22 protein-coding genes, 1 tRNA gene and 1 other RNA gene are annotated in these 25,716 nt (G+C 67.7%); 16 read left to right on the plus strand and 8 right to left on the minus strand.

Annotated elements, in window-relative coordinates:
- Positions 1-46 precede the first annotated feature (46 nt).
- On the plus strand, positions 47-1,558 hold the full coding sequence (gene hflX, locus ILP86_RS08195; protein ID WP_058630543.1) for a GTPase HflX: 1,512 nt from the start codon (positions 47-49) through the stop codon (positions 1,556-1,558).
- A gap of 4 nt (positions 1,559-1,562) precedes the next feature.
- Here hflX and ILP86_RS08200 read toward each other — a convergent pair whose 3' ends face one another.
- Positions 1,563-2,231: an SIMPL domain-containing protein gene (locus ILP86_RS08200; protein ID WP_058630544.1), complete on the minus strand. Its 669-nt coding sequence runs from the start codon at positions 2,229-2,231 to the stop codon at positions 1,563-1,565.
- 141 nt (positions 2,232-2,372) lie between these two features.
- Between ILP86_RS08200 and ssrA the strand changes: the two genes are divergently transcribed.
- Both ssrA and ILP86_RS08210 read left to right on the plus strand, forming a co-directional pair.
- Positions 2,373-2,742, plus strand: a transfer-messenger RNA (tmRNA) gene (gene ssrA / locus ILP86_RS08205).
- Between the two features lie 79 nt (positions 2,743-2,821).
- The gene (locus tag ILP86_RS08210) at positions 2,822-5,692 is read left to right on the plus strand and encodes an HAD-IC family P-type ATPase (RefSeq protein WP_308431896.1); all 2,871 of its coding nucleotides are present in this window, start codon (positions 2,822-2,824) and stop codon (positions 5,690-5,692) included.
- Between the two features lie 7 nt (positions 5,693-5,699).
- Here the strand turns inward: ILP86_RS08210 and ILP86_RS08215 are convergent, their stop codons facing one another.
- Both ILP86_RS08215 and ILP86_RS08220 read right to left on the minus strand, forming a co-directional pair.
- Positions 5,700-6,266: a hypothetical protein gene (locus ILP86_RS08215; protein WP_061017568.1), complete on the minus strand. Its 567-nt coding sequence runs from the start codon at positions 6,264-6,266 to the stop codon at positions 5,700-5,702.
- A gap of 41 nt (positions 6,267-6,307) precedes the next feature.
- Positions 6,308-7,105, minus strand: coding sequence for an inositol monophosphatase family protein (locus ILP86_RS08220; RefSeq protein ID WP_193761757.1), 798 nt, complete (start codon positions 7,103-7,105; stop codon positions 6,308-6,310).
- Positions 7,106-7,261: 156 nt separating this feature from the next.
- On the opposite strand from ILP86_RS08220, the gene ILP86_RS08225 reads away from it, so the two are divergent.
- Positions 7,262-7,334: transfer RNA gene (locus tag ILP86_RS08225), tRNA-Lys, on the plus strand.
- A gap of 283 nt (positions 7,335-7,617) precedes the next feature.
- The gene (locus ILP86_RS08230) at positions 7,618-9,123 is read left to right on the plus strand and encodes an Ig-like domain-containing protein (protein ID WP_141369897.1); all 1,506 of its coding nucleotides are present in this window, start codon (positions 7,618-7,620) and stop codon (positions 9,121-9,123) included.
- Positions 9,124-9,262: 139 nt separating this feature from the next.
- Here ILP86_RS08230 and ILP86_RS08235 read toward each other — a convergent pair whose 3' ends face one another.
- The 4 genes from ILP86_RS08235 to ILP86_RS08250 all read right to left on the minus strand — a co-directional run bounded on the left by ILP86_RS08235 (position 9,263) and on the right by ILP86_RS08250 (position 12,306).
- On the minus strand, positions 9,263-9,745 hold the full coding sequence (locus ILP86_RS08235) for a YbaK/EbsC family protein (RefSeq protein ID WP_141369895.1): 483 nt from the start codon (positions 9,743-9,745) through the stop codon (positions 9,263-9,265).
- Positions 9,746-9,821: 76 nt separating this feature from the next.
- Positions 9,822-11,051: an MFS transporter gene (locus tag ILP86_RS08240; protein WP_193761758.1), complete on the minus strand. Its 1,230-nt coding sequence runs from the start codon at positions 11,049-11,051 to the stop codon at positions 9,822-9,824.
- Positions 11,048-11,455: a MarR family transcriptional regulator gene (locus ILP86_RS08245; RefSeq protein WP_308431897.1), complete on the minus strand. Its 408-nt coding sequence runs from the start codon at positions 11,453-11,455 to the stop codon at positions 11,048-11,050. Before ILP86_RS08245 ends, ILP86_RS08240 begins: the two co-directional genes overlap by 4 nt.
- A gap of 65 nt (positions 11,456-11,520) precedes the next feature.
- Positions 11,521-12,306 (minus strand): IclR family transcriptional regulator, encoded by a 786-nt coding sequence (locus ILP86_RS08250; protein WP_061017575.1) that lies wholly within the window; start codon positions 12,304-12,306, stop codon positions 11,521-11,523.
- A 104-nt stretch (positions 12,307-12,410) separates the two neighbouring features.
- On the opposite strand from ILP86_RS08250, the gene ILP86_RS08255 reads away from it, so the two are divergent.
- From ILP86_RS08255 to ILP86_RS08265, 3 genes are read left to right on the plus strand one after another with little or no spacing between them, the layout of a single operon-like run.
- Complete coding sequence (locus tag ILP86_RS08255) at positions 12,411-13,184, plus strand: CoA transferase subunit A (RefSeq protein ID WP_046748392.1); 774 nt, start codon at positions 12,411-12,413, stop codon at positions 13,182-13,184.
- Between the two features lies 1 nt (position 13,185).
- On the plus strand, positions 13,186-13,854 hold the full coding sequence (locus ILP86_RS08260; RefSeq protein ID WP_174799781.1) for a CoA transferase subunit B: 669 nt from the start codon (positions 13,186-13,188) through the stop codon (positions 13,852-13,854).
- Complete coding sequence (locus ILP86_RS08265; protein ID WP_141369890.1) at positions 13,847-15,031, plus strand: acetyl-CoA C-acyltransferase; 1,185 nt, start codon at positions 13,847-13,849, stop codon at positions 15,029-15,031. The genes ILP86_RS08260 and ILP86_RS08265 overlap by 8 nt, the downstream gene beginning before the upstream one ends.
- Positions 15,032-15,054: 23 nt before the next feature.
- Here the strand turns inward: ILP86_RS08265 and ILP86_RS08270 are convergent, their stop codons facing one another.
- Positions 15,055-15,354, minus strand: a complete 300-nt coding sequence (locus tag ILP86_RS08270) for a hypothetical protein (RefSeq protein ID WP_046748394.1) — start codon at positions 15,352-15,354, stop codon at positions 15,055-15,057.
- Positions 15,355-15,572: 218 nt separating this feature from the next.
- Between ILP86_RS08270 and ILP86_RS08275 the strand changes: the two genes are divergently transcribed.
- The 8 genes from ILP86_RS08275 (at position 15,573) to ILP86_RS08310 (ending at position 25,706) form a co-directional block, all read left to right on the plus strand.
- Positions 15,573-16,862, plus strand: a complete 1,290-nt coding sequence (locus ILP86_RS08275; protein WP_193761759.1) for an MFS transporter — start codon at positions 15,573-15,575, stop codon at positions 16,860-16,862.
- Between the two features lie 28 nt (positions 16,863-16,890).
- On the plus strand, positions 16,891-18,297 hold the full coding sequence (locus ILP86_RS08280) for a trehalose-6-phosphate synthase (protein WP_058630553.1): 1,407 nt from the start codon (positions 16,891-16,893) through the stop codon (positions 18,295-18,297).
- Positions 18,298-18,348: 51 nt separating this feature from the next.
- Positions 18,349-19,146 (plus strand): trehalose-phosphatase, encoded by a 798-nt coding sequence (gene otsB / locus ILP86_RS08285; RefSeq protein ID WP_046748397.1) that lies wholly within the window; start codon positions 18,349-18,351, stop codon positions 19,144-19,146.
- A 9-nt stretch (positions 19,147-19,155) separates the two neighbouring features.
- Positions 19,156-20,874: a dihydroxy-acid dehydratase gene (gene ilvD, locus ILP86_RS08290; protein WP_046748398.1), complete on the plus strand. Its 1,719-nt coding sequence runs from the start codon at positions 19,156-19,158 to the stop codon at positions 20,872-20,874.
- A gap of 71 nt (positions 20,875-20,945) precedes the next feature.
- Positions 20,946-22,748, plus strand: coding sequence for an acetolactate synthase large subunit (locus tag ILP86_RS08295; RefSeq protein WP_113680777.1), 1,803 nt, complete (start codon positions 20,946-20,948; stop codon positions 22,746-22,748).
- 3 nt (positions 22,749-22,751) lie between these two features.
- On the plus strand, positions 22,752-23,261 hold the full coding sequence (ilvN, locus tag ILP86_RS08300) for an acetolactate synthase small subunit (protein ID WP_017830816.1): 510 nt from the start codon (positions 22,752-22,754) through the stop codon (positions 23,259-23,261).
- Positions 23,261-24,337, plus strand: coding sequence for a ketol-acid reductoisomerase (gene ilvC / locus ILP86_RS08305; RefSeq protein ID WP_113680776.1), 1,077 nt, complete (start codon positions 23,261-23,263; stop codon positions 24,335-24,337). Before ilvN ends, ilvC begins: the two co-directional genes overlap by 1 nt.
- A 94-nt stretch (positions 24,338-24,431) precedes the next feature.
- Complete coding sequence (locus ILP86_RS08310; RefSeq protein ID WP_374168939.1) at positions 24,432-25,706, plus strand: alpha-L-fucosidase; 1,275 nt, start codon at positions 24,432-24,434, stop codon at positions 25,704-25,706.
- Positions 25,707-25,716: the final 10 nt, after the last annotated feature.

The raw sequence follows: 25,716 nt of genomic DNA on the forward strand, positions 1-25,716 counted from the left end.
CGGGCTAAGGTTAAGGCTCGCAACAAAACCCAGAGACAAGGAACGGATGACGGAGACCACAACCCCCTCCACCGACGATCAGACGGTCGATCGTGTGCTCGCGAACGCGGAGAAGCGCTCGGACGTCCGAGTGTTCGGCGCCGCTCAGGCGCTGCAGGACGAATCGACCGCATCACACGGGAGCGCAGACGGCGCGCAGTGGGATCTGGAGGACCGTCATGCGCTTCGACGCGTCGGAGGTCTGTCGACGGAGCTCGAGGACGTCACCGAGGTCGAGTACCGGCAGCTGCGGCTGGAGAACGTCGTCCTCGTGGGCGTCTACCCCCAGGGAGCCCAGGAAGACGCGGAGAACTCGCTCCGAGAGCTCGCCGCCCTCGCCGAGACGGCCGGCGCCGTGGTGCTCGACGGTGTGCTGCAGCGTCGCCCGCACCCTGATGCCGCAACCTATCTCGGTCGGGGCAAGGCGCAGGAGCTCAAGGACATCGTCGCCGCGGTCGGAGCCGACACGGTCATCGCCGATACCGAACTCGCGCCCAGCCAGCGGCGTGCGCTCGAAGACGTCGTGAAGGTCAAGGTGATCGACCGCACGACGGTGATCCTCGACATCTTCAGTCAGCACGCGAAGAGCCGTGAGGGCAAGGCTCAGGTCGAGCTCGCTCAGCTCGAGTACCTGCTCCCACGCCTGCGTGGGTGGGGCGACTCGATGAGCCGTCAGGCCGGTGGCCAGGTGGGCGCGGGTGGTGCAGGTATGGGCTCGCGCGGTCCTGGTGAGACGAAGATCGAGCTGGATCGTCGACGCATCCGCACCAAGATGGCGCTGCTCAGACGACAGATCCGCGACTTCGGTCCCGCCAGGGATGCCAAGCGCGCCGAGCGCAAGCGCAATACCATTCCGTCCGTCGCCATCGCCGGATACACGAACGCCGGCAAGTCCAGTCTGCTCAACGCCCTCACGAGCGCGGGTGTCCTGGTCGAGAACGCGCTGTTCGCGACGCTGGACGCCACCGTCCGCCGGACGGAGACGGAAGACGGCCGCGTCTACACGCTGACCGATACGGTCGGGTTCGTCCGCAATCTCCCCCATCAGCTCGTCGAAGCGTTCCGCTCGACTCTGGAAGAGGTGGGTGAGGCCGACGTCGTGCTCCACGTGGTCGACGGGTCGCACCCCGATCCTGCGGGGCAGCTGCAGACGGTGCGTGACGTCCTCGGCGACGTGGGCGTCAGAGACCTGCCGGAGATCGTCGTCTTCAACAAGGCCGACCTGATCACGGAGGATGAGCGTCTCGTCCTCCGTGGCCTGCAACCTCACGCTCACTTCGTGTCGTCGAGGTCGGGCGAGGGGATCGCAGCGTTGCGGGCAGCGGTCGAAGCGGCGTTGCCGAAGCCCGCGGTCGAGGTGGAAGCGGTGATTCCGTACGATCGTGGCGACCTCGTCGCATCGATCCACGAGTCGGGCATGCTGCTCTCCGTGGAGCACCGCGAGGACGGCACGGCTGTGCATGCGCGCGTCTCGGAGCGCTTGGCTGCGGAGCTCGCGCCCTTCGTCGCACAGATCTGATCGGTCAGCGGGCGAGGAATCTGGCCTCGACGGTGGCGGAGATCACGATCTCCTCCGGCTCATACTCCATGGCGGGTGCAGAGTCGGCGGCGAATGCCGCGGCTCCTCGGGCCTTGAGCATCGGGGCGCCGGGCGCGGGCTGCCCCCTGGAGATGAGACCGACGTCAGCGATCTCCAGCGGGGTGACCTCATCCAGACCGAGCGCCCCGGCGTAGGCCTCGGCGCGGGTGACAGCCACGCCGACTGCCGATGCGGCGACGTCACGTTCCACCTGCGTGCGCGTCTCCGGGGTCAGGTGCCAGTCCACCCAGCCGATCTCGACGCCGTCCCAGGCTGACACGTCGGAGACCCAGAGGGAGAGCTCCGAGGCCTCGGCGAACGTCGCCGTGAAGTCGATGCTCGCGTAGTACACGGGATCGAGTCTTGTGCCCTCGCTGCTCCAGGGGCGTTCGGCCCGAACGGAGATGCGCTTGCTCGACCAGTCGACCACGGTGCCGGCATCCGATCGATCGCTGATGCTGCGGCGCACCGGGTCTGCGAGCCGTAGTGCGCTCTCGACGACGTCGGTTCGTTCGGAGCCGTCGGTGCGAACGCTCACGTTGACGGTGGCGCGCTCGGGCGCCACTCGCGCCTCGTGCTCGCCGCGGACGGTGACGGTGACTTCGCTGCTCATGGGGCGACTCTACGCCAGCCCTCAGTGCGACAGGGGAATGGTGCAGCGGCGGAGAACGTTGTAGTCTGAGATGCTCGGGCGGTCGCCGCCCGAGATGGTAATTCCACAGTGTGACAGCGGCTCCTTCGAGAGAAGGACCACGGGGCTGATCGGTTTCGACAGCGCCTGTGAATCCACGAGAAGCGGGCCGAGGATGCAGAGTTATCTCGTAAACGCTCTCTGCAAAAAAATAGTTGCCGAAACCAAGCGCAACGACTTCGCCCTCGCTGCATAAGCGAGCCCGATAGTCCGTCAGGCCGTATGTGATTCCGATACGGATCCTGGCGTCATCTAGGAATCTTGCTGCGTGATGGCGTCTGGACGTCACGTGGGACTCTTCCCAGGCTGGGCTCGTCGACTTAGGTGTCTGTGACAAAGGTCGGAGCCGAGCAGAACGTCTTCACAGACTGCGCCCGGAGAAGGCGTGGAGACTCAGCGTTGGACGGGGGTTCGATTCCCCCCAGCTCCACAAGGTCGCTGTCACAGGAATGAGGCCCGCCTCCCCTTGGAAACAAGGGGAGGCGGGCCTCTTCGCGTCTATATTGAGGTCTGTGGACACCACTGCTTCTGCGCGCCCGGCCGGCCTTTCCGAAACCGAGGTCGCGGAGCGGGTGGCTGCGGGCAAGACGAACGCGTTCGTCGCGGACACCAGTCGCAGCGCGTGGAGCATCGTGCGCGCGAACGTCTTCACCCTCTTCAACGGCATCGTGTTCGCCTGCTTCTTCGTGCTGTTCCTGGTCGGAAGGTGGCAGGACGCTCTCTTCGGTCTCGCGGCCTTCGCGAACGCGATCATCGGATGCATCCAGGAGTTCCGCGCGAAGTCGGCTCTGGATCGGCTCGCCCTGATGAACGCTCCGCGCGCACTGGTGCTGCGCGACGGCGACGAGCGGGAGATCGCACCGGGAGAGGTGGTGCTCGACGACGTGCTCGTACTCAGAGCGGGCGAGCAGGTCCCGGCTGACGCGCGGGTCCTCACCTCGCGCGGCCTGCAGATCGACGAGTCGATGCTCACCGGCGAATCGGACCCCGTGGAGAAGCAGCCCGGCGATGATGCGCTGTCCGGCGCCGTGGTCGTCGCCGGGGAGGGGACGGCCATCGCCACGCGGGTGGGCGCTGACTCGTATGCGAATCACTTCGCCGGAGAGGCCAAGAGATTCTCCCTGGTCTCCAGCGAGCTTCGCACGTCGGTCAACCGGGTCTTGAAATGGGTGAGTTGGATCATCGGCCCTGTCGGCCTGCTGGTACTGAACGCCCAGATCCTCGTCCTCGGTGGGTATTCAAGGGTGTTCTCGACCGATGCCTGGGTGCAGGCCGTCGTCAACACGATCGCCTCCCTGACGGCGATGATCCCGCTCGGCCTCGTGCTCATGACGAGCATCGCCTTCGCTGTCGGCGCGTCGAGACTGGCTCGCAGGCAGGTGCTCGTGAACGAGCTGCCGGCGGTGGAGGGTCTCGCGCGCGTCGATGTCGTCTGCCTCGACAAGACGGGCACGCTCACCGTGGGGGAGATCGGCTTCGATGCGGTGCATTCTCTCGACGATGCCGCGACAGAGCTGACCGACGACGCGGCGGCTGCCTTGGCCTGGTATGCGGCCTCTCCCGACGCCAACGCGACAGCGCGGTCGATGCGAGCGGCCTATCCGGTCGCGTCACCGCTCTCGGTCTCGGGATACATCCCGTTCTCGTCCGCGCGGAAGTGGAGCGCCGTGTCGTTCGACGGCGTCTCCGGCACATGGGTGATGGGTGCGCCGGAGATGGTGTTCGGCGACGAGGCCACGTCACCGCGCACGGAGCTCGGGCGCACGGTGACCGGCCTCGCGGAGACAGGGCGGCGCACGCTGGTGCTCGGGCATGCGGACTCTGGGCTCTCGTCGGCCGACATCGACTCCGAGCAGCTCCCCGGCGGACTCCGGCCCGCCATGGTGCTCACCTTCCGGGAACAGGTTCGCCCCGACGCCGCGCAGACCCTCGAGTACTTCGGACGCCAACAGGTCGGCATCCGCATCATCTCGGGCGACAATCCCCGCACCGTCGCCGCCATCGCCCGCGAAGTCGGTCTCGACGTGGCCGACGGGTTCGACGCCAGGGAGCTGCCCGACGACGACGCGGAGCTCGCCGATGTGCTCGACCGGCATACGGTCTTCGGCCGCGTCACACCGGAACAGAAGAAGCGGATGGTCGTCGCGCTGCAGAGCCATGGACACACCGTTGCGATGACCGGCGACGGCGTCAACGACGCTCTCGCGATCAAAGCCGCCGACATCGGAATCGCGATGAACTCGGGGTCAGCTGCCACGAAGGCCGTGGCGAGACTGGTGCTGCTCGACGGGCAGTTCTCGCACCTGCCGGATGTCGTCGCCGAAGGACGTCAGGTCATCGCGAACATCGAGCGCGTGTCGATGCTTTTCCTGAACAAGACCGTCTACGCGACGCTGCTCGCGATCATCTTCGGAGTGTTCGTCCTCGAGTTCCCATTCCTGCCGCGCCAGCTCTCCATCACCGATGGCCTCACGATCGGCATTCCCGCGTTCTTCCTCGCGCTCATGCCGAACGCTGCCCGCTACCAGCCGGGCTTCCTCCGTCGTTCGCTGAGCTTCGCGATACCCTCAGGCGTCGTCGTCGCGCTGGGACTGACCTGGTACACGTTCGTCGCCCGCGGGCTCGGGGCGCACGAGGAGCAGTTGCGCACCGGAGCCACTGTGATCCTGGCCGTCGTCGGCATCTGGGTGCTGGCCGTTCTCTCCCGTCCGCTCAACCGCTTCAAGGTGGCTGTCGTGGGTGCGATGTTCGTCCTGCTCGTCGCGGTCTTCACGATCCCGCTCGCCCGCCAGTTCTTCGTGCTCGTCGATCCCGGCGCGGAGCTCGCGGTCGCGCTCACCGGGATCACGATCGCGATGGTGTTGGCGATCGAGGTGGTCCGGTTGCTGCATCGTCGTCTCGTGCTGTCCCCGGCGTCGAACCCCACCCACGGTGCGGCGACGCATGCACCCACGCCGTCCGATCCCGTTCCTTCCGGCGTCGCGACCGTGATCACGACGGTGGTCGCCGTCCTCGCCTACGGCTCCGGGTTACTGGCGACGGCCCTCGGCATCCTCGTGTTCCTGGGGCGCTACGACCCGGATGCGAGCACCTCCGCCTTCTCGCTCACCGGAGCCGCGATTGCGCTGTTCGGCTTGCTCATCCTGGCCGTCGCCGCCGGCGTCCGCCGAGGAAGCGGACTCTCCCGCCTCATGCTCACGATCTTCCTCGGCCTCGCCGTCGCACTCAGCACCGTGGTGCTCGTGTGGGGAGACCGCTGGGACTGGGGCGCCGCGCTCACTGCAGTGGTCGCTACCGGCATCATCGTGCTCCTGTGGACGCCGCCCGTCTCGCGGACGTTCGGCCGTGTTCTCGAGAGCTCGATGGGGTCGCCGGGTCGCTGAAGCGTCTTCAGCGCGGCCATTCGATGAGGATGAGTCCCTGCCGAGTGTCGGCGAGCCGAACCCAGCCGTCCCCGAACAGGTACGTCATCCCGTAGCCGTCTTCGTCGGTGCCCATCGCGTATTGCGCATCCTCTGTGAAGTAGACGCCGTCAGGGCCGTCTTCTCGCTTCCACCCCTCGGCGAGCAGAGCGGCCTGCGCCGTCGCGGCGTCCGCACCGTCGATCGCGGACCAGCCGTAGAGCTGTCCGTGATCCGAACCGACGGAGTAGTCGGCCCAGAAGCAGAGCAGTCCTTCGGTCAGCTCGACGCCGCCGGCGACGAACTCCTTCGTCTCGGCGGTCCAACCGGCATCAGCGAGCGCGGTGACGGTGCCATCGGAGATCATCGACTCGCACGTGAGTTCTTCCTCGGCGGCAGGCGTTGTCGGCGAGGAGGGCGGGGCTGGGGACTGTGACGGGCGCGTGTCGCCGGCGTCGGGCGTCGAGGAGGGGCCTGGCTCGGGGGCCGCGCACGCGGAGAGCGCTGCGACGAGCAGCAGGACGCCCGCGGCGGCGGACATGATGCGGGGATTCATCGCGAGGCCTCGTCGTTCCGGTCGGGGCTGCAGCAGGCCGATCAGCTCTGCGTCAAGCTCAGGAACTCCTCGTGCAGAGTCCCGTTGGTTGCGAGTGTCGAGCGCGCGCTGATCGTCTCCGCGCCGTCGATCGCCGTCATCCGGCCGCCGGCCTCTCGGACGATGGGGACGGCAGCAGCGATGTCGTACTCTTTGACGCCGAACTCGGCCACCATGTCGATGCGGCCCTCCGCAAGGAGCATGTACGAGTACACGTCACCGTACGCTCTGTCCCTCCAGACCCGTGCGGCGACCGCGAGGAGCGTGTCGAGGCGCCCGGCATCCGACCACTGCGCGATGCTCTGGAAGCTCACGCTCGCGTCGTCGAGGGAGGAGACCGAGGACGCCTGGATCCGGAGCGGTCCGTTCTCGCCGTCCGTCCAGGCGCCACCACCGGTCGACGCCCACCAGCGTCGACCGAGCGCCGGCATGCTGACCACACCGACCTGGGGCACGCCGTCCACCGCGAGGGCGATCATCGTCCCCCACAGCGGGACCCCGCGGAGGAAGTTGGCGGTTCCGTCGATCGGGTCGATGATCCACTGGCGCTGAGTGCTGCCCTGGGCGCCGAACTCCTCGCCGAAGATGCCGTCCTCGGGCCGCTCCTGCTCGAGGATGCTGCGGATCGCGCGCTCCGTGGCGAGGTCGGCATCCGTCACATGCGAGTTGTCGGCCTTGGTCGAGATCTCGAGATCCGATGCGTCGAAACGCGGGAGGGACTGGGCGTCCGCGGCGTCAGCCAGGCGGAGCGCGAGTTCGAGGTCGTGACGCAGGGCATCGGCGTGGGGAGAGGTGTTCACGGTCTAAGAATAGTCGTCGACTCCGCGGCGCCCGAGGGCCGAAAGACCATGTCTGCGGTCTCTCATCGTCGCGGCGCGCCCGGGTGCCGACGCCGATTTCACATGGACCCGGTCGGCTGGTAATGTAATTCCTCGGTCGGGGTTATCCCGGGCCACGCACCTCTAGCTCAATCGGCAGAGCAACTGACTCTTAATCAGTGGGTTCTGGGTTCAAGTCCCAGGGGGTGCACGGAACAGCCTCAGTAGATCTCGCCATCTACCGAGGCTTTTCTGCTTCCTGAGCACCTTCCCACGCCTCGTCGAGCACGACTCCGATCGCCTCCTGCTCAGAAGAGTTCGAGAATCGCGTAATAGATCGCGCACCCCGTCGTCTCTCATATGGGGACACATGCCTTGCGCCTCCGTACTGCCGTTCCACAGCGTCAGCACCGAGCCGCGGGCTTCATCAAGAACTGGGGAAGATCTTGTACGAAAGAAATGGCGGCGCCGTCGTGCGCCGAAAGACAACCGCGATGATCGCTGCGGCCGCCGCGGCGCTCACCGCCGTGATCACTCTCGCCGGCGCCGGGAGCGCTTCGGCAGCGGAGTACGACTATCCCGCGGCCATCGATCCTGCGTCGATCACCGTGACGACCGTCAACGGCGGTGGAGGCGTCTCGCAGTGGGATCAGGTGCGTGTCGATGCCGACTGGGCGGTGCCGGACGGAGCGACAGGAGGCCAGACGTTCGGGTTCACACTCCCGAAGGAGTTCGCCCGCGCGGGCACCTCCTTCTCCGTGCCATCGGCTGAGGACCCGAGCGTGGCGATCGCCCAGTGCACGGTGAGCACGGATGCGGCTCCCGTCGTGACGTGCACCCTCACCGACTACGTGAACGGCCGAACCGGCGTCACGGGTTCGCTGTGGTTCGTCGCCTCTGCGGATGAGCAGACGACGCAGTCGACCGTCGAGTTCACCGTCGACGGCACGATCACACCGGTCGAGCTCCCCGGCGGGGGGATCGGACCCTCCGCACCGCTGCCCACCGAACCGCAGAAGTGGTCCTGGCAGACGGACGACGGCAGGATCGCGTGGGAACTGGCCCTCCCGGGAGCGAGCTTCGCCGGAGCGGAGTCGATCGTGATCGATGACACCCTCGTCGGCGCCGGTGACGGGCTCGCCGAGCACCACAACGAGGACGGCCAGCTCGCTGTGCGCAGCGCCACCATGCAGGATCAGGACTCGCAGACGATCACGGACTGGACGGGGTCGTGGAACGCTGAGGGCACGGCATTCCACCTCGAGATCCCCGGTCCGATCGACCCGACCCGGATCTACTTCGTCAAGTACTTCACCGTGCCGAGCACCCATGTGGACGGGGCGACCTTCGCCAACACCGCCGACGTGAACGGGATCAAGCTCGAGGACAAGGAAGTGTGGAACGTCACGGGCGGGGGAACCGGCGACGGCGACGCCACCGGGGCATTCACCGTGACCAAGGCGATGTCCGGATCCGGCGCGCCGACTGTGCCCGCCGACTCCGTGTACACGGTGCGGTACAGCTACGGCGATCCGGTCGTCGAGCGGACGGTCGCCATCACCGCCGGCGCCACCTCGCCGCTGATCACGCTGCCCGCCGGCACCGTGGTCACCCTCGTCGAGCTCACCCCGCCCGCGATCGAAGGCATCGACTGGGGAACACCCGCGTTCTCGGGCACAGGTGTGCAGGTGCGTCCCGACGGTGGGGCGCAGATCACGGTCGGCGCCGGTGCGACTCTCTCGGTGACCCTCACCAACTCCGCGACCGCGACGCCGCCGGTCATTCCGCCGACGACACCGCCGACGACACCGCCGACGACACCGCCGCCCGTGGTCTCTCCGCCGAAGGAGCTGCCCCTCACGGGCGGATCGTCGCTGGCGACCACGGGCGCCGATGCCCCCGGTGGGCTGCTGTGGGCCGGAGGATCGGCGCTCCTGCTCGGAATCGCCCTCACCCTGCTCGGAGCCGTTCGTGCTCGGAAGCGGGCAGCACACAGCTGATCGTCGAGAGAGCCGGGTCGTGGAGCATGCGCTTCGCGACCCGGCTCTCAGGGTGAATCGCAGCGTGCCCGGATGCGGGCCCGGCCCCTGCGTGAGGTGAGGGGGCGGAACTCACGCGACGGAGATCACGCGATAGAGATCATGCGACGGAGATCACTGTTCCCCGGGTCAGGGCGGTGAGCTGGTCGAAGGTCAAGGGCATGACCGTGTGGGGATGGCCTGCCGCCGCCCACAGCTCGTCGTGGGCCCGCAACGCCTCATCGATATAGGTGCGAAGCGGTGTCGGGTGACCGATGGGTGCGACGCCGCCGATGACCTGGCCGGTCGCCGAGCGGACCAGGGCGGGCGGAGCCATCGTCACCTCCTCCGCGTCGATGCTCGCCTTCAGCGCGTCGAGGTCCACCCGGTGCCCGCCGCTGGTCATGACCAGCACCGGCACATCGTCCGCGACGAAGACCAGGCTGTTGGCGATCGCCGCGATCTCACAGCCGATCGCGGCGGCTGCTTCGGCTGCGGTTCGTGCAGACTCGGGGAGCACCCGGATCCGGACATCGACGCCTGCCTCCAGGAGCTGCCGGTGCACCTGCCTGCTGCGTTCGGGGAGTGCGGGGGTCTCGGTCATCGATCCACGATATCCAACGCTCGTGCCCTGGCGTCGGAGCGGTCTTCGGTGACCACTCCGACGCCAGGAGTCCGGATCAGCCGGCGTCTCCCACCAGGATGGCCGCCGCATCCTCCGTCACCGTGTCGTCGGGCTCGTCGTCGATGTGGGCGAGTACCCGCCGACCCAGGAAGACGGTGAGCGCGGCCAGCAGGACGGAGGCCGCGGCGAACAGATAGGGAACCGTTGCGTTGAACGCGTGCCACAGGAGGGCGGCGATCGGGGGAGCCATGGCGCCTCCGAGGAACCGGACGGCGGAGTACGCCGACGAAGCGACGGAGCGCGGCAGATCGGTAGCCTCCATCACCGCTTCGGTGAGCACGGTGTTCATCACGCCGAGCAGAAGCCCGCCCACCACGATGCAGGCGACCAGCGCCGCGGCATTCTCCACCACGAGCCCGGCAGCGATCAGATCGACCGCCAACAGGGGGAGGACGACCAGGATGATGCGCGTCCTGGGCATGCGGCGCATGAGGAGAGGTGCGACCCAGACGCTGGTGACCGCGAGTGCGACTCCCCAGCCGAAGAAGGTGAAGCCGATGCCCATCGCGCCGAAGCCCAGCGGGAACGGGGAGAAGGCCAGGAGGACGAAGAAGCCGATGTTGTAGAACAGGGCCGTGACCGCGAGCACCGCGAGTGCCGGGCGGCGCAAGGCGCTGAACGGTGCGGAGAATTTGACGGGCTGGCGCTTCTCGCCCGGGCCGCGCAGCAGGACCAGCACGGCGACGAAGGCGATCGCCATCAGCGCGACCACTCCGAAGAACGGTCCACGCCAGCTCTGCTCGCCGAGGAGGCCACCGAGGAGCGGACCGACGGCGATGCCCAGGCCGAGGGCGGCCTCATAGAGGACGATGGCCGCGCTGCTGCCGCCTGACGCGGCACCGACGATCGTGGCGAGGGCCGTCGAGATGAAGAGCGCGTTACCCAGGCCCCACCCAGCACGGAAGCCGATGACGGCGTCGACGCTGCCGCTCAGTGCGCAGAGCAGTGCGAACACCACGATCAGCGCGAGTCCGATGAGCAGCGTCGCCTTGGCCCCGATGCGGCTGGAGATCCAGCTGGTCACGAGCATCGCGAGACCGGTCACGAGGAGATAGCTGGTGAAGAGCAGCTCGGTCTCGACGGGAGAGGCCTGCAGCGATTCGGCGATCGCGGGCAGGATCGGGTCGACGAGTCCGATGCCCATGAAGGCGACGACGCACGCGAATGCGACGGCCCAGACCTGGGCCGGTTGTTTCCACACCGAGGGGGTGGCGGCGGTGTTCACCGAGGTTCTCCTGTTCGATCAGTGGCGGTATGCGCGGCGAGGATCTCCGCCGCACGTGTGAGGGCGGCCCACTCCTCGTCGTCCAGAGCGGCGAAGCGTGGAGCGAGAGTGTCGCGGAACTCGGCTCGCCAGGCGGCAAGCGCCGAGGTCCCCTGCGCGGTGATGTCGACGACGGTCGCGCGGGAATCGTCCGGGTCGGGGGAGCGGAGGATGAGTCCTTCTCGCTCCAGGCCGCCGAGGAGACGCGTCATTCCGGGTTGGGTCGTCCGTGCGGCGGCAGCCAGTTCGCCGACGCGCCGGGAGCCTGCCTGCTCGAGCAGGCTCAGCACACGCCACTGCGCCGCTGGCGCGTCGTTTCCGGCGTCCTGCGCGGCGATACGGCCGAGCGCGTACGCCGAGAGCACCAGGGAGGGGATGACGTCCGTGCGATTAATACCAGCAAGTATATACCCACTGGTATGAATAACGGTCAGCGTCGGGCGGTGGCGATGCGCGCGGAGAGTTGATGTGCGTGTGCCAGGAGGGTGCGGCCGAGCTCGGCCATCCGGTCAGGGCCGAAGCGGAACTCCACACCGGTGAGGCTCAATGCCCATTCGGGGCGCCCCGAGCGATCGAACACGGCGGCGCCGAGTCCCCAGCTGCCTTCGACGATCAATCCGGGGTTCACCGCGTATCCCCGTTCCTTGGTCTCCGCGAGGCGCGCGCGAAGGGGGCGCATGCCGTGGGCACGTCCCCACGCGCTCTCGAGGTCCGGGTGACGCTCGAGGTAGCCATCCACATCGTGGTCCGGAAGGAAGGCGAGAATGGCGAGGCCCGCGCTCGCGACGCCCAAAGGGAAGCGGACGCCCTCGCTCAGCACGAAGGAACGGATGGGGAACGAGCCTTCCTCGCGGAGGAGGCAGACCGTCTCGTCCGCTCGACGTACGGAGAGGAACGCGCTCTCCTCGGTCTTGACGGCGAGTGAGCGGACCACGTCGCGGGCGAGAGCAGTCACGTCGTACCGAGCGGCCGCGACGGATCCCATCAGGAAGAGCTCAGGACCGGGCATCCACCGGGTGCTCTCGCCATCACGGTCGACCAGGCCCTCGGCGCGGAGAGCACTCAGCAGGCGGTGCGCTGTGGAGCGCGAGAGGTCTGCGCCGCGCGCCAGCTCCTGCAGCGAGGCGCCCTCGGCGCCGGCGGCCGTCACCAGACGCAGCAGGCGGGCGGCTCTGGCGATGGCCTGAGCGCCGGGCACGGCTGCAAGAGGTTCCATGATGTGGACGCTACCTCTAGGTTCTGCCACATCACAAGATCCTGCTTCTCCGGGCGGGTGCTCTGGACGGATGCTGGGGAGAGCACGGGATCGAAGGAGCCGACGTGATCGACAAGCACTGGGAGTCTGCCGAGGCAGCTGTCGCCGACATCAGGGATGGGGCGTCGCTGGCGGTCGGCGGCTTCGGTCTCTCCGGTAACCCGATCGCACTCATCGAGGCGCTCCTCGCACAGGGCACCACGGGCCTGAGCGTCGTGAGCAACAACTGCGGGGTCGACGACTGGGGTCTGGGTGTGCTGTTGGGCGCGCGGCGGATCCGCAAGATGACCTCGTCTTATGTGGGCGAGAACAAGGAGTTCGAGCGTCAGTTCTTGAGCGGGGAACTGGAGCTCGAACTCACACCGCAGGGAACCCTCGCCGAGAAGCTCCGCGCAGGCGGGTCGGGGATCGCCGCCTTCTACACCCAGACCGGGGTCGGCACACAGGTGGCAGAGGGGGGACTGCCGCGCAGATACAACCCCGACGGCACGATCGCCGTCGCCTCGGCCCCCAAAGACGTGCGCACCTTCGAGGTCGACGGGGCCCCGCGTGAGTTCGTCCTCGAGGAGGCGATCACCACCGACTTCGCGCTCGTGCACGCCGCCCGCGGCGACCGACACGGCAACCTCGTGTTCAACAAGGCTGCGCGCAACTTCAACCCGCTCGCAGCCATGGCGGGACGGGTCTGCATCGCTCAGGTCGAACAGCTGGTGGAACCGGGGGAGCTCGACCCCGATGGCATCCACCTTCCCGGCGTCTTCGTGCACCGCGTCGTCGAGGTCGGCACCGACATCCCCAAGCGCATCGAACGGCGCACCGTCGCCGTGGAAGGAGCCTGACATGGCACTGACCCGCGAGCAGATGGCCGCCCGCGCTGCGGCCGAGCTGCAGGACGGCGCCTACGTGAACCTCGGCATCGGTCTCCCCACTCTGGTGCCCAATCACGTGCCGCCCGGTGTCACCGTGGTCCTGCAGTCGGAGAACGGCATCCTCGGCGTCGGCCCCTATCCGCGGGAGGACGCGGTCGATCCCGACCTGATCAATGCGGGAAAGGAGACGGTGACCGCTCTCCCCGGGGCGGCTTTCTTCGACTCGGCGACCAGTTTCGGCATGATCCGAGGCGGCAAGATCGATGCCGCGATCCTCGGGGCGATGCAGGTCTCGTCAGCGGGAGACCTCGCGAACTGGATGATCCCTGGCAAGATGGTCAAGGGCCCTGGCGGTGCCATGGATCTGGTCCACGGCGCCGGCCGGGTCATCGTGCTCATGGAGCATGTCGCGAAAGACGGCTCCGCGAAGATCGTCGAGGAGTGCTCCCTGCCGTTGACGGGTCGAGGCGTCGTCGACCGGATCATCACCGACCTCGCCGTGATCGACGTGACATCGGAGGGACTCGTGCTCGTCGAGACCGCGCCGGACGTCACGGTCGATGACGTCGTCGCCGCGACGGAGCCACCCCTCATCGTCTCCCGCGCACTGCACAACGGAAGGACCACGCACCATGACTGAGAACGACGTCGTCATCGTCGCCGCTGCTCGCACCCCACAGGGACGTCTCAAGGGGCAGCTCTCCGCGTTCACAGCGCCTCAGCTCGGATCACTGGCGATCCGCGGCGCGCTCGAACAGGCCACGATCGATCCCGACGATGTCGATGCCGTCGTCGTCGGTCAGGTGCTCGCGGCCGGGTCGGGACAGAACGCGGCGCGGCAGGCGGCGATCGGCGCGGGCATCGGATGGGACGTGCCGGCGCACTCGGTGAACAAGGTCTGTCTGTCGGGGCTGACGGCGATCATCGACGCCGCACGCATGATCCGCACGGGTGATGCCGAAGTGGTCGTCGCCGCGGGCATGGAATCCATGACGCGCGCCCCGCACCTGCTGATGGGTTCCCGCGACGGCTGGACATACGGAAGCGTCGAGGTGCTCGACCACATGGCATACGACGGGCTCACCGACGCGTACGACCAGGAGAGCATGGGAGCATCGACGGAACGGCACAACGCGCGTTTCGGACTCACCAGGGCGGCGCAGGACCAGGTCGCGGCTCTCTCCCACCAGCGCGCGACGGCAGCGCAGGAGTCGGGAGTGTTCGACGCGGAGATCGTCGCCGTGGACGTTCCTCAACGACGGGGTGAGCCCGTGCGCGTGACGAAGGACGAGGGCGTACGACCCGACACGACCGTGCAGACGCTTTCGGGACTCAGAGCGGCGTTCGCGGAAGGCGGCTCGATCACCGCCGGTAACTCATCGCCGATCTCCGACGGTGCCTCCGCGGTCGTGCTGACGACCCGCGGCGTCGCGACGGTGAAGGGCTGGCCCGTGCTGGCGACCGTCGGTGCGAGCGGGCAGACGGCAGGACCGGACAACTCGCTGCAGGCGCAACCGGCGCGGGCGATCGAGCGTGCGTGCGCCAAACAGGGCATCTCGCCGTCCGATCTCGATCTGGTCGAGATCAACGAGGCCTTCGGCGCCGTCGTCGCACGTTCTCAGGACGAGCTGGGCATCGACGAGAGCATCGTGAACATCCATGGTGGCGGCATCGCGATCGGTCACCCCATCGGAGCCTCAGGCAACAGGCTCGTCGTGCACCTCGCGCACGAGCTGGCACGTCGGGGCGCGGGGACCGCGGCGGTCGGACTGTGCGGCGGCGGCGGTCAGGGAGAGGCGCTCATCCTCACCCGATGACGACGGTCCCGGCCAGCGGCCGATCAGGGACGTGAGTCTTTAGCGTGGTCCTGCGTGTCGGCGAGGGCCTTCTGCGAGCGGAACTGCAGTCGCTGGGCCTTCTTCGCCTTCTTGACCGACTGCGGGGAGTCGGCGTCCACCAGCACACCGCGACGTTCGCGGTTCATGTCGATCACGGCGCCGACGGCGAGGGCCATCGTGATGCCCCAGCTCACCCAGGACAGCACGGCACGCCAGGTGACGGGCTGCTCGCGGGTGCCGCGCAGCAGGGAGACTCCGGCGGAGATCGCAGCGACAAGTCCGGTGCTGAAGAGGTAGCGCATTCCCCCACGCTACCTTCCCGCACCCTTGGTCGCATGGAGCCTTGACAAGCCCCCGGTGGATCCGGCAGGGAACGAGCTGACGGACGGCACTCGGGCGCACCCGCTATCATGGCCTGGTCGCGGCTCGCCCGCGGCCGCACAACCGTGTATCTACCGGCCGTCGGCATTCCGGCGGACAGCGGCGGCACCCGACATCGCGTCTTCGACGCGCGAGAGCCATGACACGCGCAACAGCATCGCAGCAAATCGCCGAGCCGACCCTTCTCCGTCTCGCCGGCCTTCCCTACTTCCTCATCGCCTTCATCGCCCGGCTGCCGTTCGCGATGATGGTCGTCGGCGTGCTGACGGTCGTCGTCTCCGCGCGGGGCTCCCTCTCGCTCGGAGGTCTCACCTCTGCGGCCGTGGGTCTCGGCACCGCATGCTTCGGGCCTCTGCTCGGGGCAGCAGCCGATCGCTTCGGGCAGCGGGTCGTGCTGATGGTGCTCGCTGTCGCGAACGCGGCCATGCTTCTGCTGTTCACCGTGGTCGTCTACGGAACGGCGCCGGACGGATTCGTGCTGCTCGCCGCCGTCGGCATCGGGGCGAGCGCCCCGCAGGTCGCTCCGCTCTCACGGTCGCGGCTCGTCACGATCATCAGCGAACGAATGGCGGAGTCCCGCCGTGCGAAGACGGTGTCGGGCACGATGGCCTACGAGTCGGCGGCGGACGAGACGGTGTTCGTGTTCGGGCCGTTCCTGGTCGGGATCCTGGCGTCGGCGATCGCGCCGTGGGCTCCGCTGGTCGGTGCGGCCGTCCTCACCGTGGTCTTCGTGGGTGCCTTCGCGCTGCATCCCAGCGGTCGACACGTCTCGCAGGATCGCGACGCCGACGGGAAGGCGCCTTCGGCCGTCTCCGAGCTGTTCCGGCCCCAGCTGCTGATCGTGGTGGTCGGCATCCTCGGCGTCGGCATCTTCTTCGGCGCGATGCTCACCTCGCTGACGTCGTTCATGGCCGACCGCGGGGCGCCGGAGCAGGCCGGCCTCCTCTACGGTGTCATGGGCGTGGGGTCCGCCATCCTCGCACTCGGTGTCGCATGGCTTCCCCCGCGATTCTCGATGCGCGCGCGGTGGCTCGTGTTCTCCGGGATCCTGCTGGCGGGCACGCTGCTGCTCGGATTCGTCGACACCCCCGGCACCATGATGCTGGCGCTCGCGATCATGGGCATCGGCATCGGTCCCACTCTCGTCACGCAGTACAGTTTCGGTGCGGCCCGCAGTCCCCGGGGACGCTCCGCCACCGTCATGACGATGCTCGGCTCCGGCGTCGTCGTCGGGCAGTCCATCGGAGCCGCCTTCGCGGGTGAGATCGCCGAGAACGTCGGCACGCCCGCTGCGCTGTTGCTGCCGATGATCGCGGCACTGATCGCCTTCATCGCGGGTGTGGCGAACTGGTTCCTCAGCGGTAGAGGGGACGCGAGGCCCGCGTCAACCCCTGACGCGCGATCCGCGGAGATCGACGTTCCTCGATAGCCTGGGGGAAACCCCGGGAGGAGCCCTCGTGGCCGCAGCAGATTTCGTCGTCGTCGCCAACCGCCTGCCCGTCGATCGGGTGGTGGGTCCCGGAGGTGAGGAGACCTGGCGCACGTCTCCCGGTGGTCTCGTCGCCGCGCTCGAGCCGATGATGCGCAGTGTGCACGGGGCCTGGGTGGGCTGGCCCGGCCAGGCCGACGTCGAGCTGGAGCCGTTCGCGGCCGACGGCATCGACCTGATACCGGTGACGCTCAGCGCTCAGGAGGTCGCCGAGTACTACGAAGGCTTCGCGAACGACACCATCTGGCCGCTCTATCACGATGTGATCGCGCCGCCGCAGTACCACCGGGAATGGTGGGAGGCATACGTGACGGTGAACCGCCGCTTCGCCGAGGCTGCTGCCGCCGCGGTCGCGAAGGACGGCACCGTGTGGGTGCACGACTACCAGCTCCAGCTCGTGCCGCAGATGGTGCGGGAACTGCGGCCCGACGTCACCATCGGCTACTTCCACCACATCCCGTTCCCCGCTCACGGTCTGTACGCGCAGCTGCCCTGGCGCGACCAGGTGCTGCGCGGACTCCTCGGCGCCGACGTCATCGGCTTCCAGCGCGCGCAGGACGCCACCTACTTCCTGACCGCCGTACGCCGCCGCTTGCGCTACGAGGTCAAGGGCTCGCACGTCGCGGTGCCGGAGGGCGAGCAGACCAGGACGGCGGTGGCGAGAGCCTTCCCGATCTCCATCGACACCGAGCCCTACCTCGAGCTCGCGGCCAGGGAGGACATCCAGGCCAGAGCCGCCGAGATCAGAGCCAGCCTCGGCAACCCCAAGCGCATCCTGCTCGGCGTCGACAGACTCGACTACACGAAGGGCATCCGGCACCGCATCAAGGCCTATGGCGAACTGCTCGAGGACGGGCGACTGAACGTCGAGGACGTGACACTGGTGCAGGTCGCGAGTCCCAGCCGCGAGCGGGTCGATGCCTACGTGCACCTGCGGGACGAGATCGAGCTCGCCGTGAGCCGCATCAACGGCGACAACGACACCATGGGGCACTCCGCCATCCGGTACCTGCACCAGGGGTATCCGCGCGAGGAGATGGTCGCGCTCTACCTGGCGGCGGATGTCATGCTCGTGACCGCGCTCCGCGACGGTATGAACCTCGTGGCCAAGGAGTACGTCGCCACCAGGGCCGACAATCGCGGCGTGCTCGTGCTGAGCGAGTTCACGGGAGCGGCGGACGAGCTGCGCCAGGCCGTGCGCGTCAACCCGCACGACATCGAAGGTCTCAAGGACGCGATCATGACCGCCGTGGACATGCCGGCGGGCGAGCAGTCGCGTCGCATGCGCTCGCTCCGGCGCCGGGTGCTCGACAACGACGTGACCGCGTGGTCGTCGTCGTTCCTCGCCGCGTTGGCGGAGGTGCGCGGTCGCTGAGCCCGCGCACGGCCCGCGATACTGGGAGAGCCCCCTTCGATTGGAGAATCCGTGACGCGCCCTTGGACCCCTGGAACAGCCGATGACGACCTGAGCGCTCTGGCCGGCACTGCACGGCTTGTGGTCGCGCTCGACTTCGACGGCACGGCATCGCCGCTGGTCCCGGATCCGATGGCCGCCAGAGCCCTTCCCGAAGTCGCCGTCCAGGTCGACCGCCTCGCCGCTCTTCCGGACACTGTCGTCGCCTACGTCTCCGGACGCAGCATGCATGACCTCCGTGTCATCACGGAGCACACCGACGACTCCGCGATCGCCTTGGCCGGATCGCACGGCGCCCAGTACTGGTTCCCGGGGGAGGGCGACGCTGATGCTCCCGGCGAGCCGACGGACGATGGTGCTCGTGAGGAGCTGTGGGCGGCGGCGAAGCCGATCATCGACCGATATGAAGGCGCCGAGTTCGAGCCCAAGACCTTCGGCATGGGCGTGCACACCCGTCGTGCCGACCGCGAGACCGAGGAGCGCGTCTTCGCCGAGATCGATGCCCTCGTCGCGGAGCGGTTCCCGCACTGGAGACGGCGTTCGGGCCACAGGGTGCTCGAGTTCTCGTCGCGAACGGAGGGCAAGGACGCGGCGATGGCCGCTCTCCGCGAGAGGTTCGACGCCACCGGGATCCTCTTCGCCGGCGACGATGTGACGGACGAGGATGCGATGCGTGTGCTGCAGCCCGGCGACCTCGGCGTCCGGGTCGGGCCGGGGGAGAGCGCCGCGACCCTTCGTGTGGACTCTCCACAACAGATCGCCGAGCTTCTGGAGGCGTTGGCGGACGAACGTGCCTCTCGGCGGCAATAGACTTCCGTCATGTCCTCGCATGATCCCTCCAGCAGCGCGCCCATCGACATCAAGCCCCGCAGCCGCGTCGTCACCGACGGCATCGAGGCCACGACCTCCCGCGGTATGCTCCGTGCCGTCGGCATGGGCGACGCCGACTGGGACAAGCCGCAGATCGGCATCGCGTCCAGCTGGAACGAGATCACTCCCTGCAACCTGAGCCTCGACCGTCTTGCTCAGGGGGCGAAGGAGGGCGTGCACTCCGGCGGCGGGTACCCGCTGCAGTTCGGAACCATCTCCGTCTCGGACGGCATCTCGATGGGCCACGAGGGGATGCACTTCTCACTCGTCTCCCGCGAGGTCATCGCCGACTCGGTCGAGACCGTGATGATGGCCGAGCGCCTGGACGGCTCCGTCCTGCTCGCCGGCTGCGACAAGTCGATCCCCGGCATGCTCATGGCCAGCGCCCGCCTCGACCTGTCGAGTGTCTTCCTCTACGCCGGGTCGATCGCGCCGGGCTGGGTCAAGCTCTCCGACGGCACCGAGAAGGACGTCACGATCATCGACTCGTTCGAGGCGGTCGGCGCCTGCCGTGCCGGCCTGATGAGCGAGGAAGACCTCAAGCGCATCGAGTGCGCCATCGCTCCCGGTGAGGGGGCATGCGGCGGCATGTACACCGCCAACACCATGGCCTCCGTCGCCGAGGCACTCGGGCTCAGCCTGCCGGGCTCCGCCGCGCCGCCCGCTGCCGACCGCCGTCGCGACTACTTCGCGCATCGGTCGGGCGAGGCCGTCGTCAACCTGCTCCGTCAGGGCATCACGACGCGCGACATCCTCACCAAGGAGGCGTTCGAGAACGCGATCGCCCTCGCGATGGCCCTCGGCGGCTCGACCAACGTCGTCCTCCACCTCCTCGCCATCGCGCGAGAGGCCGAGGTCGAGCTGAGTCTTCACGACTTCAACCGCATCGGCGACAAGGTCCCGCACGTGGCCGACATGAAGCCGTTCGGCAAGTACGTCATGAACGACGTGGACCGCCACGGCGGCATCCCCGTGATCATGAAGGCCATGCTCGACGAGGGCCTCCTGCACGGCGACGCGCTCACGGTCACCGGCAAGACGCTCGCCGAGAACCTCGCGGACCTCGACCCGCAGCCGATCGACGGCGAGGTCATCCACACGTTCGACAACCCGATCCACGCCACGGGCGGGCTCACGATCCTGCACGGCTCGCTCGCCCCGGAGGGTGCCGTCGTCAAGACGGCGGGTTTCGACGCGGCGGTGTTCGAGGGACCGGCCCGCGTGTTCGAGCGCGAGCGCGCGGCCATGGATGCCGTGGCCGAGGGCGAGATCGAACCCGGCACGGTGATCGTGATCCGCTACGAGGGACCCAAGGGTGGACCGGGCATGCGGGAGATGCTCGCGATCACCGCGGCCATCAAGGGCGCTGGACTCGGAAAAGATGTACTACTCTTGACGGACGGACGATTCTCAGGCGGCACAACCGGCCTGTGCATCGGCCACATAGCACCCGAAGCGGTGGACGCAGGTCCTATCGCCTTCGTGCGCGATGGTGATCTGATACGGGTCGATATCGCAGCTCGCTCTCTCGATCTACTCGTCGACGAGGCAGAGCTCGCCTCCCGCCGCTCTGGCTGGGAGCCGCTTCCCCCGCGCTACACCCGAGGCGTTCTTGCCAAGTACTCGCGCCTCGTGCGGTCCGCCGCCGAGGGAGCGACCACCGGCTGATCCATCGACAGGCTCAGGAACCCAGCCGATCGGACATCCGGCGTCCTCCACAGATCATCAGAAGGAAAGTCATGACTGCTGATTCCGCCCCGGCCGTGCCGAGGCCGCCCGCCCGTCAACCTGCCGCACCGGAGATCACGGGCGCTGAGGCCGTGGTCCGCTCGCTCGAGCTGCTCGGTGTCACCGACGTGTTCGGGCTTCCTGGCGGGGCTATCCTCCCCGTCTACGACCCGCTGATGGACGCTTCCGAGCTCCGTCACATCCTGGTTCGTCACGAGCAGGGAGCCGGGCACGCGGCCGAGGGGTACGCGTCCGCATCCGGCAAGGTGGGCGTGTGCATCGCGACCTCCGGTCCCGGCGCGACCAACCTCGTGACCGCGATCGCCGACGCCTACATGGATTCGGTGCCGATGCTCGCGATCACCGGTCAGGTGTTCTCGACCCTCATGGGGACGGATGCGTTCCAGGAGGCCGACATCGTGGGCATCACGATGCCGATCACCAAGCACTCCTTCCTCGTGAAGGACGCGGCGGAGATCCCGGGCGCGATCGCTGCGGCGTACGAGATCGCCGGCACCGGGCGCCCCGGTCCGGTGCTGGTCGACATCACCAAGGACGCGCAGCAGGCGACCGCGCCCTTCGTGTGGCCGCCCAAGATCGACCTGCCCGGCTACCGTCCTGTGACCAAGGCGCACGGGAAGCAGATCCAGGCCGCGGCGGCCCTTCTCGCCGAAGCCAAGAAGCCGGTGCTGTACGTGGGCGGCGGCGTGATCCGCGGCAAGGCGTCTGCAGAACTCCTCGAACTCGCCGAGTCCACCGGCGCCCCGGTCGTCACGACGCTGATGGCCCGTGGTGCTTTCCCGGACTCGCACCCGCAGCACCTCGGCATGCCCGGCATGCACGGCACGGTTCCCGCTGTGCTCGCTCTGCAGGAGGCCGATCTCCTCGTCTCGCTCGGTGCGCGGTTCGACGACCGTGTCACGGGTAAGGCGGCGCTGTTCGCACCCAACGCGAAGGTCGTCCACGTCGACATCGACCCGGCGGAGATCTCCAAGATCCGCACGGCCGACGTGCCGATCGTCGGCGATGTGCGCGACGTGCTCACCGACCTCGACGCGGCGTTCCGTGGCGCGACGGCCGACACGAAGCCCGACATCGAGGAGTGGTGGTCGTACCTCGACGGTCTGCGTACCGAGTTCCCGCTGGGATTCGCGCCGACGACCGACGGTCTGCTCGCTCCTCAGCACGTGATCCAGCGCATCGGCGAGCTCACCGGGCCGGAGGGCATCTTCGCCTCCGGAGTCGGCCAGCACCAGATGTGGGCTGCGCAGTTCATCAAGTACGAGCGTCCGAACGCCTGGCTGAACTCCGGCGGTGCCGGAACGATGGGCTACTCGGTGCCGGCGGCCATGGGTGCCAAGGTCGCCGAGCCCGATCGTCCGGTCTGGGCGATCGACGGCGACGGCTGCTTCCAGATGACCAATCAGGAGCTCGCGACCTGCACGATCAACAACATCCCGATCAAGGTCGCGATCATCAACAATTCCTCGCTGGGCATGGTGCGCCAGTGGCAGACGCTGTTCTACGACGGACGTCACTCGAACACCGATCTCAACACCGGTCACGGAACGATCCGCATCCCCGACTTCGTGAAGCTCGCCGAAGCCTACGGCTGCCTCGCGATCCGTGTGGAGAAGGAGGAAGAGGTCGACGCCGCCATCAAGCTCGCACTCGAGACGAACGATCGGCCTGTGGTGATCGACTTCGTGGTGAGTGCCGATTCCATGGTGTGGCCGATGGTGCCGCAGGGAGTCAGCAACAGCTACGTCCAGTACGCCCGCGAGCACGCGCCCGCATTCGACGAGGAGGACTGATCCATGTCGACCCATGTGCTGAGCCTGCTGGTGGAGAACACCCCCGGCCTTCTGACCCGTGTGGCCGGCCTCTTCGCCCGCCGCGGCTTTAACATCGATTCCCTCGCCGTCGGCGTGACGGAGGTGCCTGGCATCTCCCGGATCACCGTCGTCGTCGATGTCGATGAGCTCCCGCTCGAGCAGGTCACCAAGCAGCTCAACAAGCTGATCAACGTGATCAAGATCGTCGAGCTCGACTTCGCCACGTCGGTGCAGCGCGAGCACATGCTCGTGAAGGTTCGCACCGACAACGCCACCCGCTCGAACGTGATCGAGGTCGTCAACCTCTTCCGCGCTTCCGTGGTCGACTACGCCTCCGACGCGCTCGTGATCGAGGTCACCGGCGACAAGGGCAAGGTCGATGCCATGCTCCGCGCGCTCGAGCCCTTCGGCATCAAGGAGATCGCGCAGTCCGGTCTTCTCGCCATCGGCCGCGGTGGCAAGAGCATCACGGAACGCGTGCTGCGCGGTTGATGCGCCCCCCTCTACCTACACGAACCACAATCAAGGAGAAACACAAAGTGAGCACCGAGATCTTCTACGACGCCGATGCAGACCTGTCCCTGATCCAGGGCAAGAAGGTCGCCATCGTCGGTTACGGCTCGCAGGGCCACGCCCATGCGCAGAACCTTCGCGACTCGGGTGTCGAGGTCGCGATCGCCCTCAAGGAGGGCTCGAAGTCGGCAGCCAAGGCCGAGGAGGCAGGCTTCCCGGTCAAGACCGTCGCCGAGGCCACCGAGTGGGCCGACGTCATCATGATCCTCGCGCCGGACCAGCACCAGCGCACGATCTACAGCGAGTCCATCGCGCCGAACCTCACGGCCGGCAAGACGCTCGCGTTCGCCCACGGCTTCAACATCCGCTTCGGCTACATCGACGCTCCCGAGGGCGTCGACGTGATCCTGGTCGCCCCGAAGGCTCCGGGCCACACCGTGCGTCGTGAGTTCGTCGCGGGCCGCGGCATCCCCGACATCATCGCCGTCGAGCGCGACGCATCGGGCAAGGCCTGGGACCTGGCGCTCTCCTACGCGAAGGCCATCGGCGGCACCAGGGCCGGCGTCATCAAGACGACGTTCACCGAAGAGACCGAGACCGACCTGTTCGGCGAGCAGGCCGTGCTCTGCGGTGGTGTGAGCCACCTCGTGCAGGCGGGCTTCGAGACCCTCACCGAAGCGGGCTACCAGCCGCAGATCGCGTACTTCGAGGTGCTGCACGAGCTCAAGCTCATCGTCGACCTGATGTGGGAGGGCGGCATCGCCAAGCAGCGTTGGTCGATCTCCGACACCGCCGAGTTCGGCGACTACGTCTCGGGCCCGCGCGTCATCGACGAGCGCGTCAAGGAGAGCATGAAGGGCGTGCTGGCCGACATCCAGTCCGGCGCCTTCGCCAAGCGCTTCATCGACGACCAGGACAACGGGGCCGAGGAGTTCCTGGCGCTGCGTGCCAAGGAGGAGCAGCACCCGATCGAGGTCACCGGCAAGGAGCTGCGCTCGCTCTTCGCCTGGAAGCAGCAGGACGAGGACTACATCGACGGCAGCGCCGCGCGCTGATTCGATCTTCGAACGAACGGGCGTCCCTTCGGGGGCGCCCGTTCTGCGTCGAGCAGGTCCATCCACTCTCTAAACATCGGATGTCTGTGCCAGGATGGGAGGTATGCGACAGGAATGGTTTGACCGGGCTCGGTTCGGCATGTTCGTCCACTTCGGCCTCTACAGCACCGCCGCACGGCACGAGTGGGTGCAGAACTACGAGCGGCTCACGGACGAGGACTACCGTCAGTACTTCGAGCACTTCCATCCGGATCTCTTCGATGCCGCAGCACTCGCGCGCACGGCGAAAGCGACGGGCATGGGGTATGTCGTGCTCACCACGAAGCACCACGACGGTTTCTGCCTCTGGGATTCGAAGCTGACCGACTTCACCTCGGTCGCGAACACCGGACGTGACCTGGTGCGCGAGTACGTCGACGCGCTGCGGGCGGAAGGCCTGAAAGTCGGCCTGTACCACTCGGTCATCGACTGGCATCACCCCGACTTCACGATCGACTGGAACCACCCGCGTCGCGACGATGAGAACGCTCATGAGCTGAACGCCGGCCGCGACATGGCCGCATACCGCGCCTACCTCCACGGTCAGGTGCGCGAGCTCCTCACGGAGTATGGCGACATCGACTACCTCTTCTTCGATTTCACCTACCCGGAGGAGAAGGACGGGTGGGCAGGCAAGGGCCCCGGGGACTGGGATGCGGAGGCACTGCTCGCTCTGTGCCGGGAGCTGCAGCCGAACATGCTGGTCAACGATCGTCTGGGTATCCCCGCGGACTTCGTCACGCCAGAGCAGTATCAGCCCACCGCGCCGATCGTGCGAGACGGCGTTCCCCTCACATGGGAGGCGTGCCAGACGCTGAACGGATCGTGGGGTTACCACCGCGACAACATGGACCAGAAGTCGTCGACGTTGCTCGTGCAGATGCTCGTCGACTCTGTCTCGATGGACGGCAACATGCTGCTGAACATCGGCCCGGACGGGCGTGGGGCGATCGCTCCGCGGGATGCGAGCACGTTGGCGGAGATCGGGGAGTGGATGCGCCTGCACCGGAACGCGGTGGTCGGCGCGGGGTACGCGGCCTTCACCCCACCGCGTGAGGGCGTCTACACGCGCAGGGGGAACCGGCTCTACCTGAGCCTCTTCAGCTGGCCCATGGGTTTCGTCCACCTCCCGGAGCTCGCGGGCAAGGTGTCGTACGTCCGGCTGCTCAACGACGGATCCTGGCTCCAGACGAGCGTGTCCGACCCCGATCGCGAGGCGGATCTCATGACACCCGCAGGCGAGGCCGAGGGGACTCTGACCGTCCACCTCCCGGTGCGTCGACCCGATGTGCTGGTCCCCGTGATCGAGCTGACCCTGATCGAGGACTGATCTGCACCGT

The organism is Microbacterium sp. R1 (assembly GCF_015159725.1).
Taxonomy (GTDB): domain Bacteria; phylum Actinomycetota; class Actinomycetes; order Actinomycetales; family Microbacteriaceae; genus Microbacterium; species Microbacterium oxydans.

Bases quoted from the DNA above. Each gene is read 5' to 3' on its own strand.
- hflX (WP_058630543.1), top strand. From the start codon at position 47: ATGACGGAGACCACAACCCCCTCCACCGACGATCAGACGGTCGATCGT.
- ILP86_RS08200 (WP_058630544.1), bottom strand. From the start codon at position 2,231: ATGAGCAGCGAAGTCACCGTCACCGTCCGCGGCGAGCACGAGGCGCGA.
- ILP86_RS08215 (WP_061017568.1), bottom strand. From the start codon at position 6,266: ATGAATCCCCGCATCATGTCCGCCGCCGCGGGCGTCCTGCTGCTCGTC.
- ILP86_RS08230 (WP_141369897.1), top strand. From the start codon at position 7,618: ATGATCGCTGCGGCCGCCGCGGCGCTCACCGCCGTGATCACTCTCGCC.
- ILP86_RS08235 (WP_141369895.1), bottom strand. From the start codon at position 9,745: ATGACCGAGACCCCCGCACTCCCCGAACGCAGCAGGCAGGTGCACCGG.
- ILP86_RS08250 (WP_061017575.1), bottom strand. From the start codon at position 12,306: ATGGAACCTCTTGCAGCCGTGCCCGGCGCTCAGGCCATCGCCAGAGCC.
- ILP86_RS08260 (WP_174799781.1), top strand. From the start codon at position 13,186: ATGGCACTGACCCGCGAGCAGATGGCCGCCCGCGCTGCGGCCGAGCTG.
- ILP86_RS08265 (WP_141369890.1), top strand. From the start codon at position 13,847: ATGACTGAGAACGACGTCGTCATCGTCGCCGCTGCTCGCACCCCACAG.
- ILP86_RS08270 (WP_046748394.1), bottom strand. From the start codon at position 15,354: ATGCGCTACCTCTTCAGCACCGGACTTGTCGCTGCGATCTCCGCCGGA.
- ILP86_RS08275 (WP_193761759.1), top strand. From the start codon at position 15,573: ATGACACGCGCAACAGCATCGCAGCAAATCGCCGAGCCGACCCTTCTC.
- ilvD (WP_046748398.1), top strand. From the start codon at position 19,156: ATGTCCTCGCATGATCCCTCCAGCAGCGCGCCCATCGACATCAAGCCC.
- ILP86_RS08295 (WP_113680777.1), top strand. From the start codon at position 20,946: ATGACTGCTGATTCCGCCCCGGCCGTGCCGAGGCCGCCCGCCCGTCAA.
- ilvN (WP_017830816.1), top strand. From the start codon at position 22,752: ATGTCGACCCATGTGCTGAGCCTGCTGGTGGAGAACACCCCCGGCCTT.
- ilvC (WP_113680776.1), top strand. From the start codon at position 23,261: ATGCGCCCCCCTCTACCTACACGAACCACAATCAAGGAGAAACACAAA.
- ILP86_RS08310 (WP_374168939.1), top strand. From the start codon at position 24,432: ATGGGAGGTATGCGACAGGAATGGTTTGACCGGGCTCGGTTCGGCATG.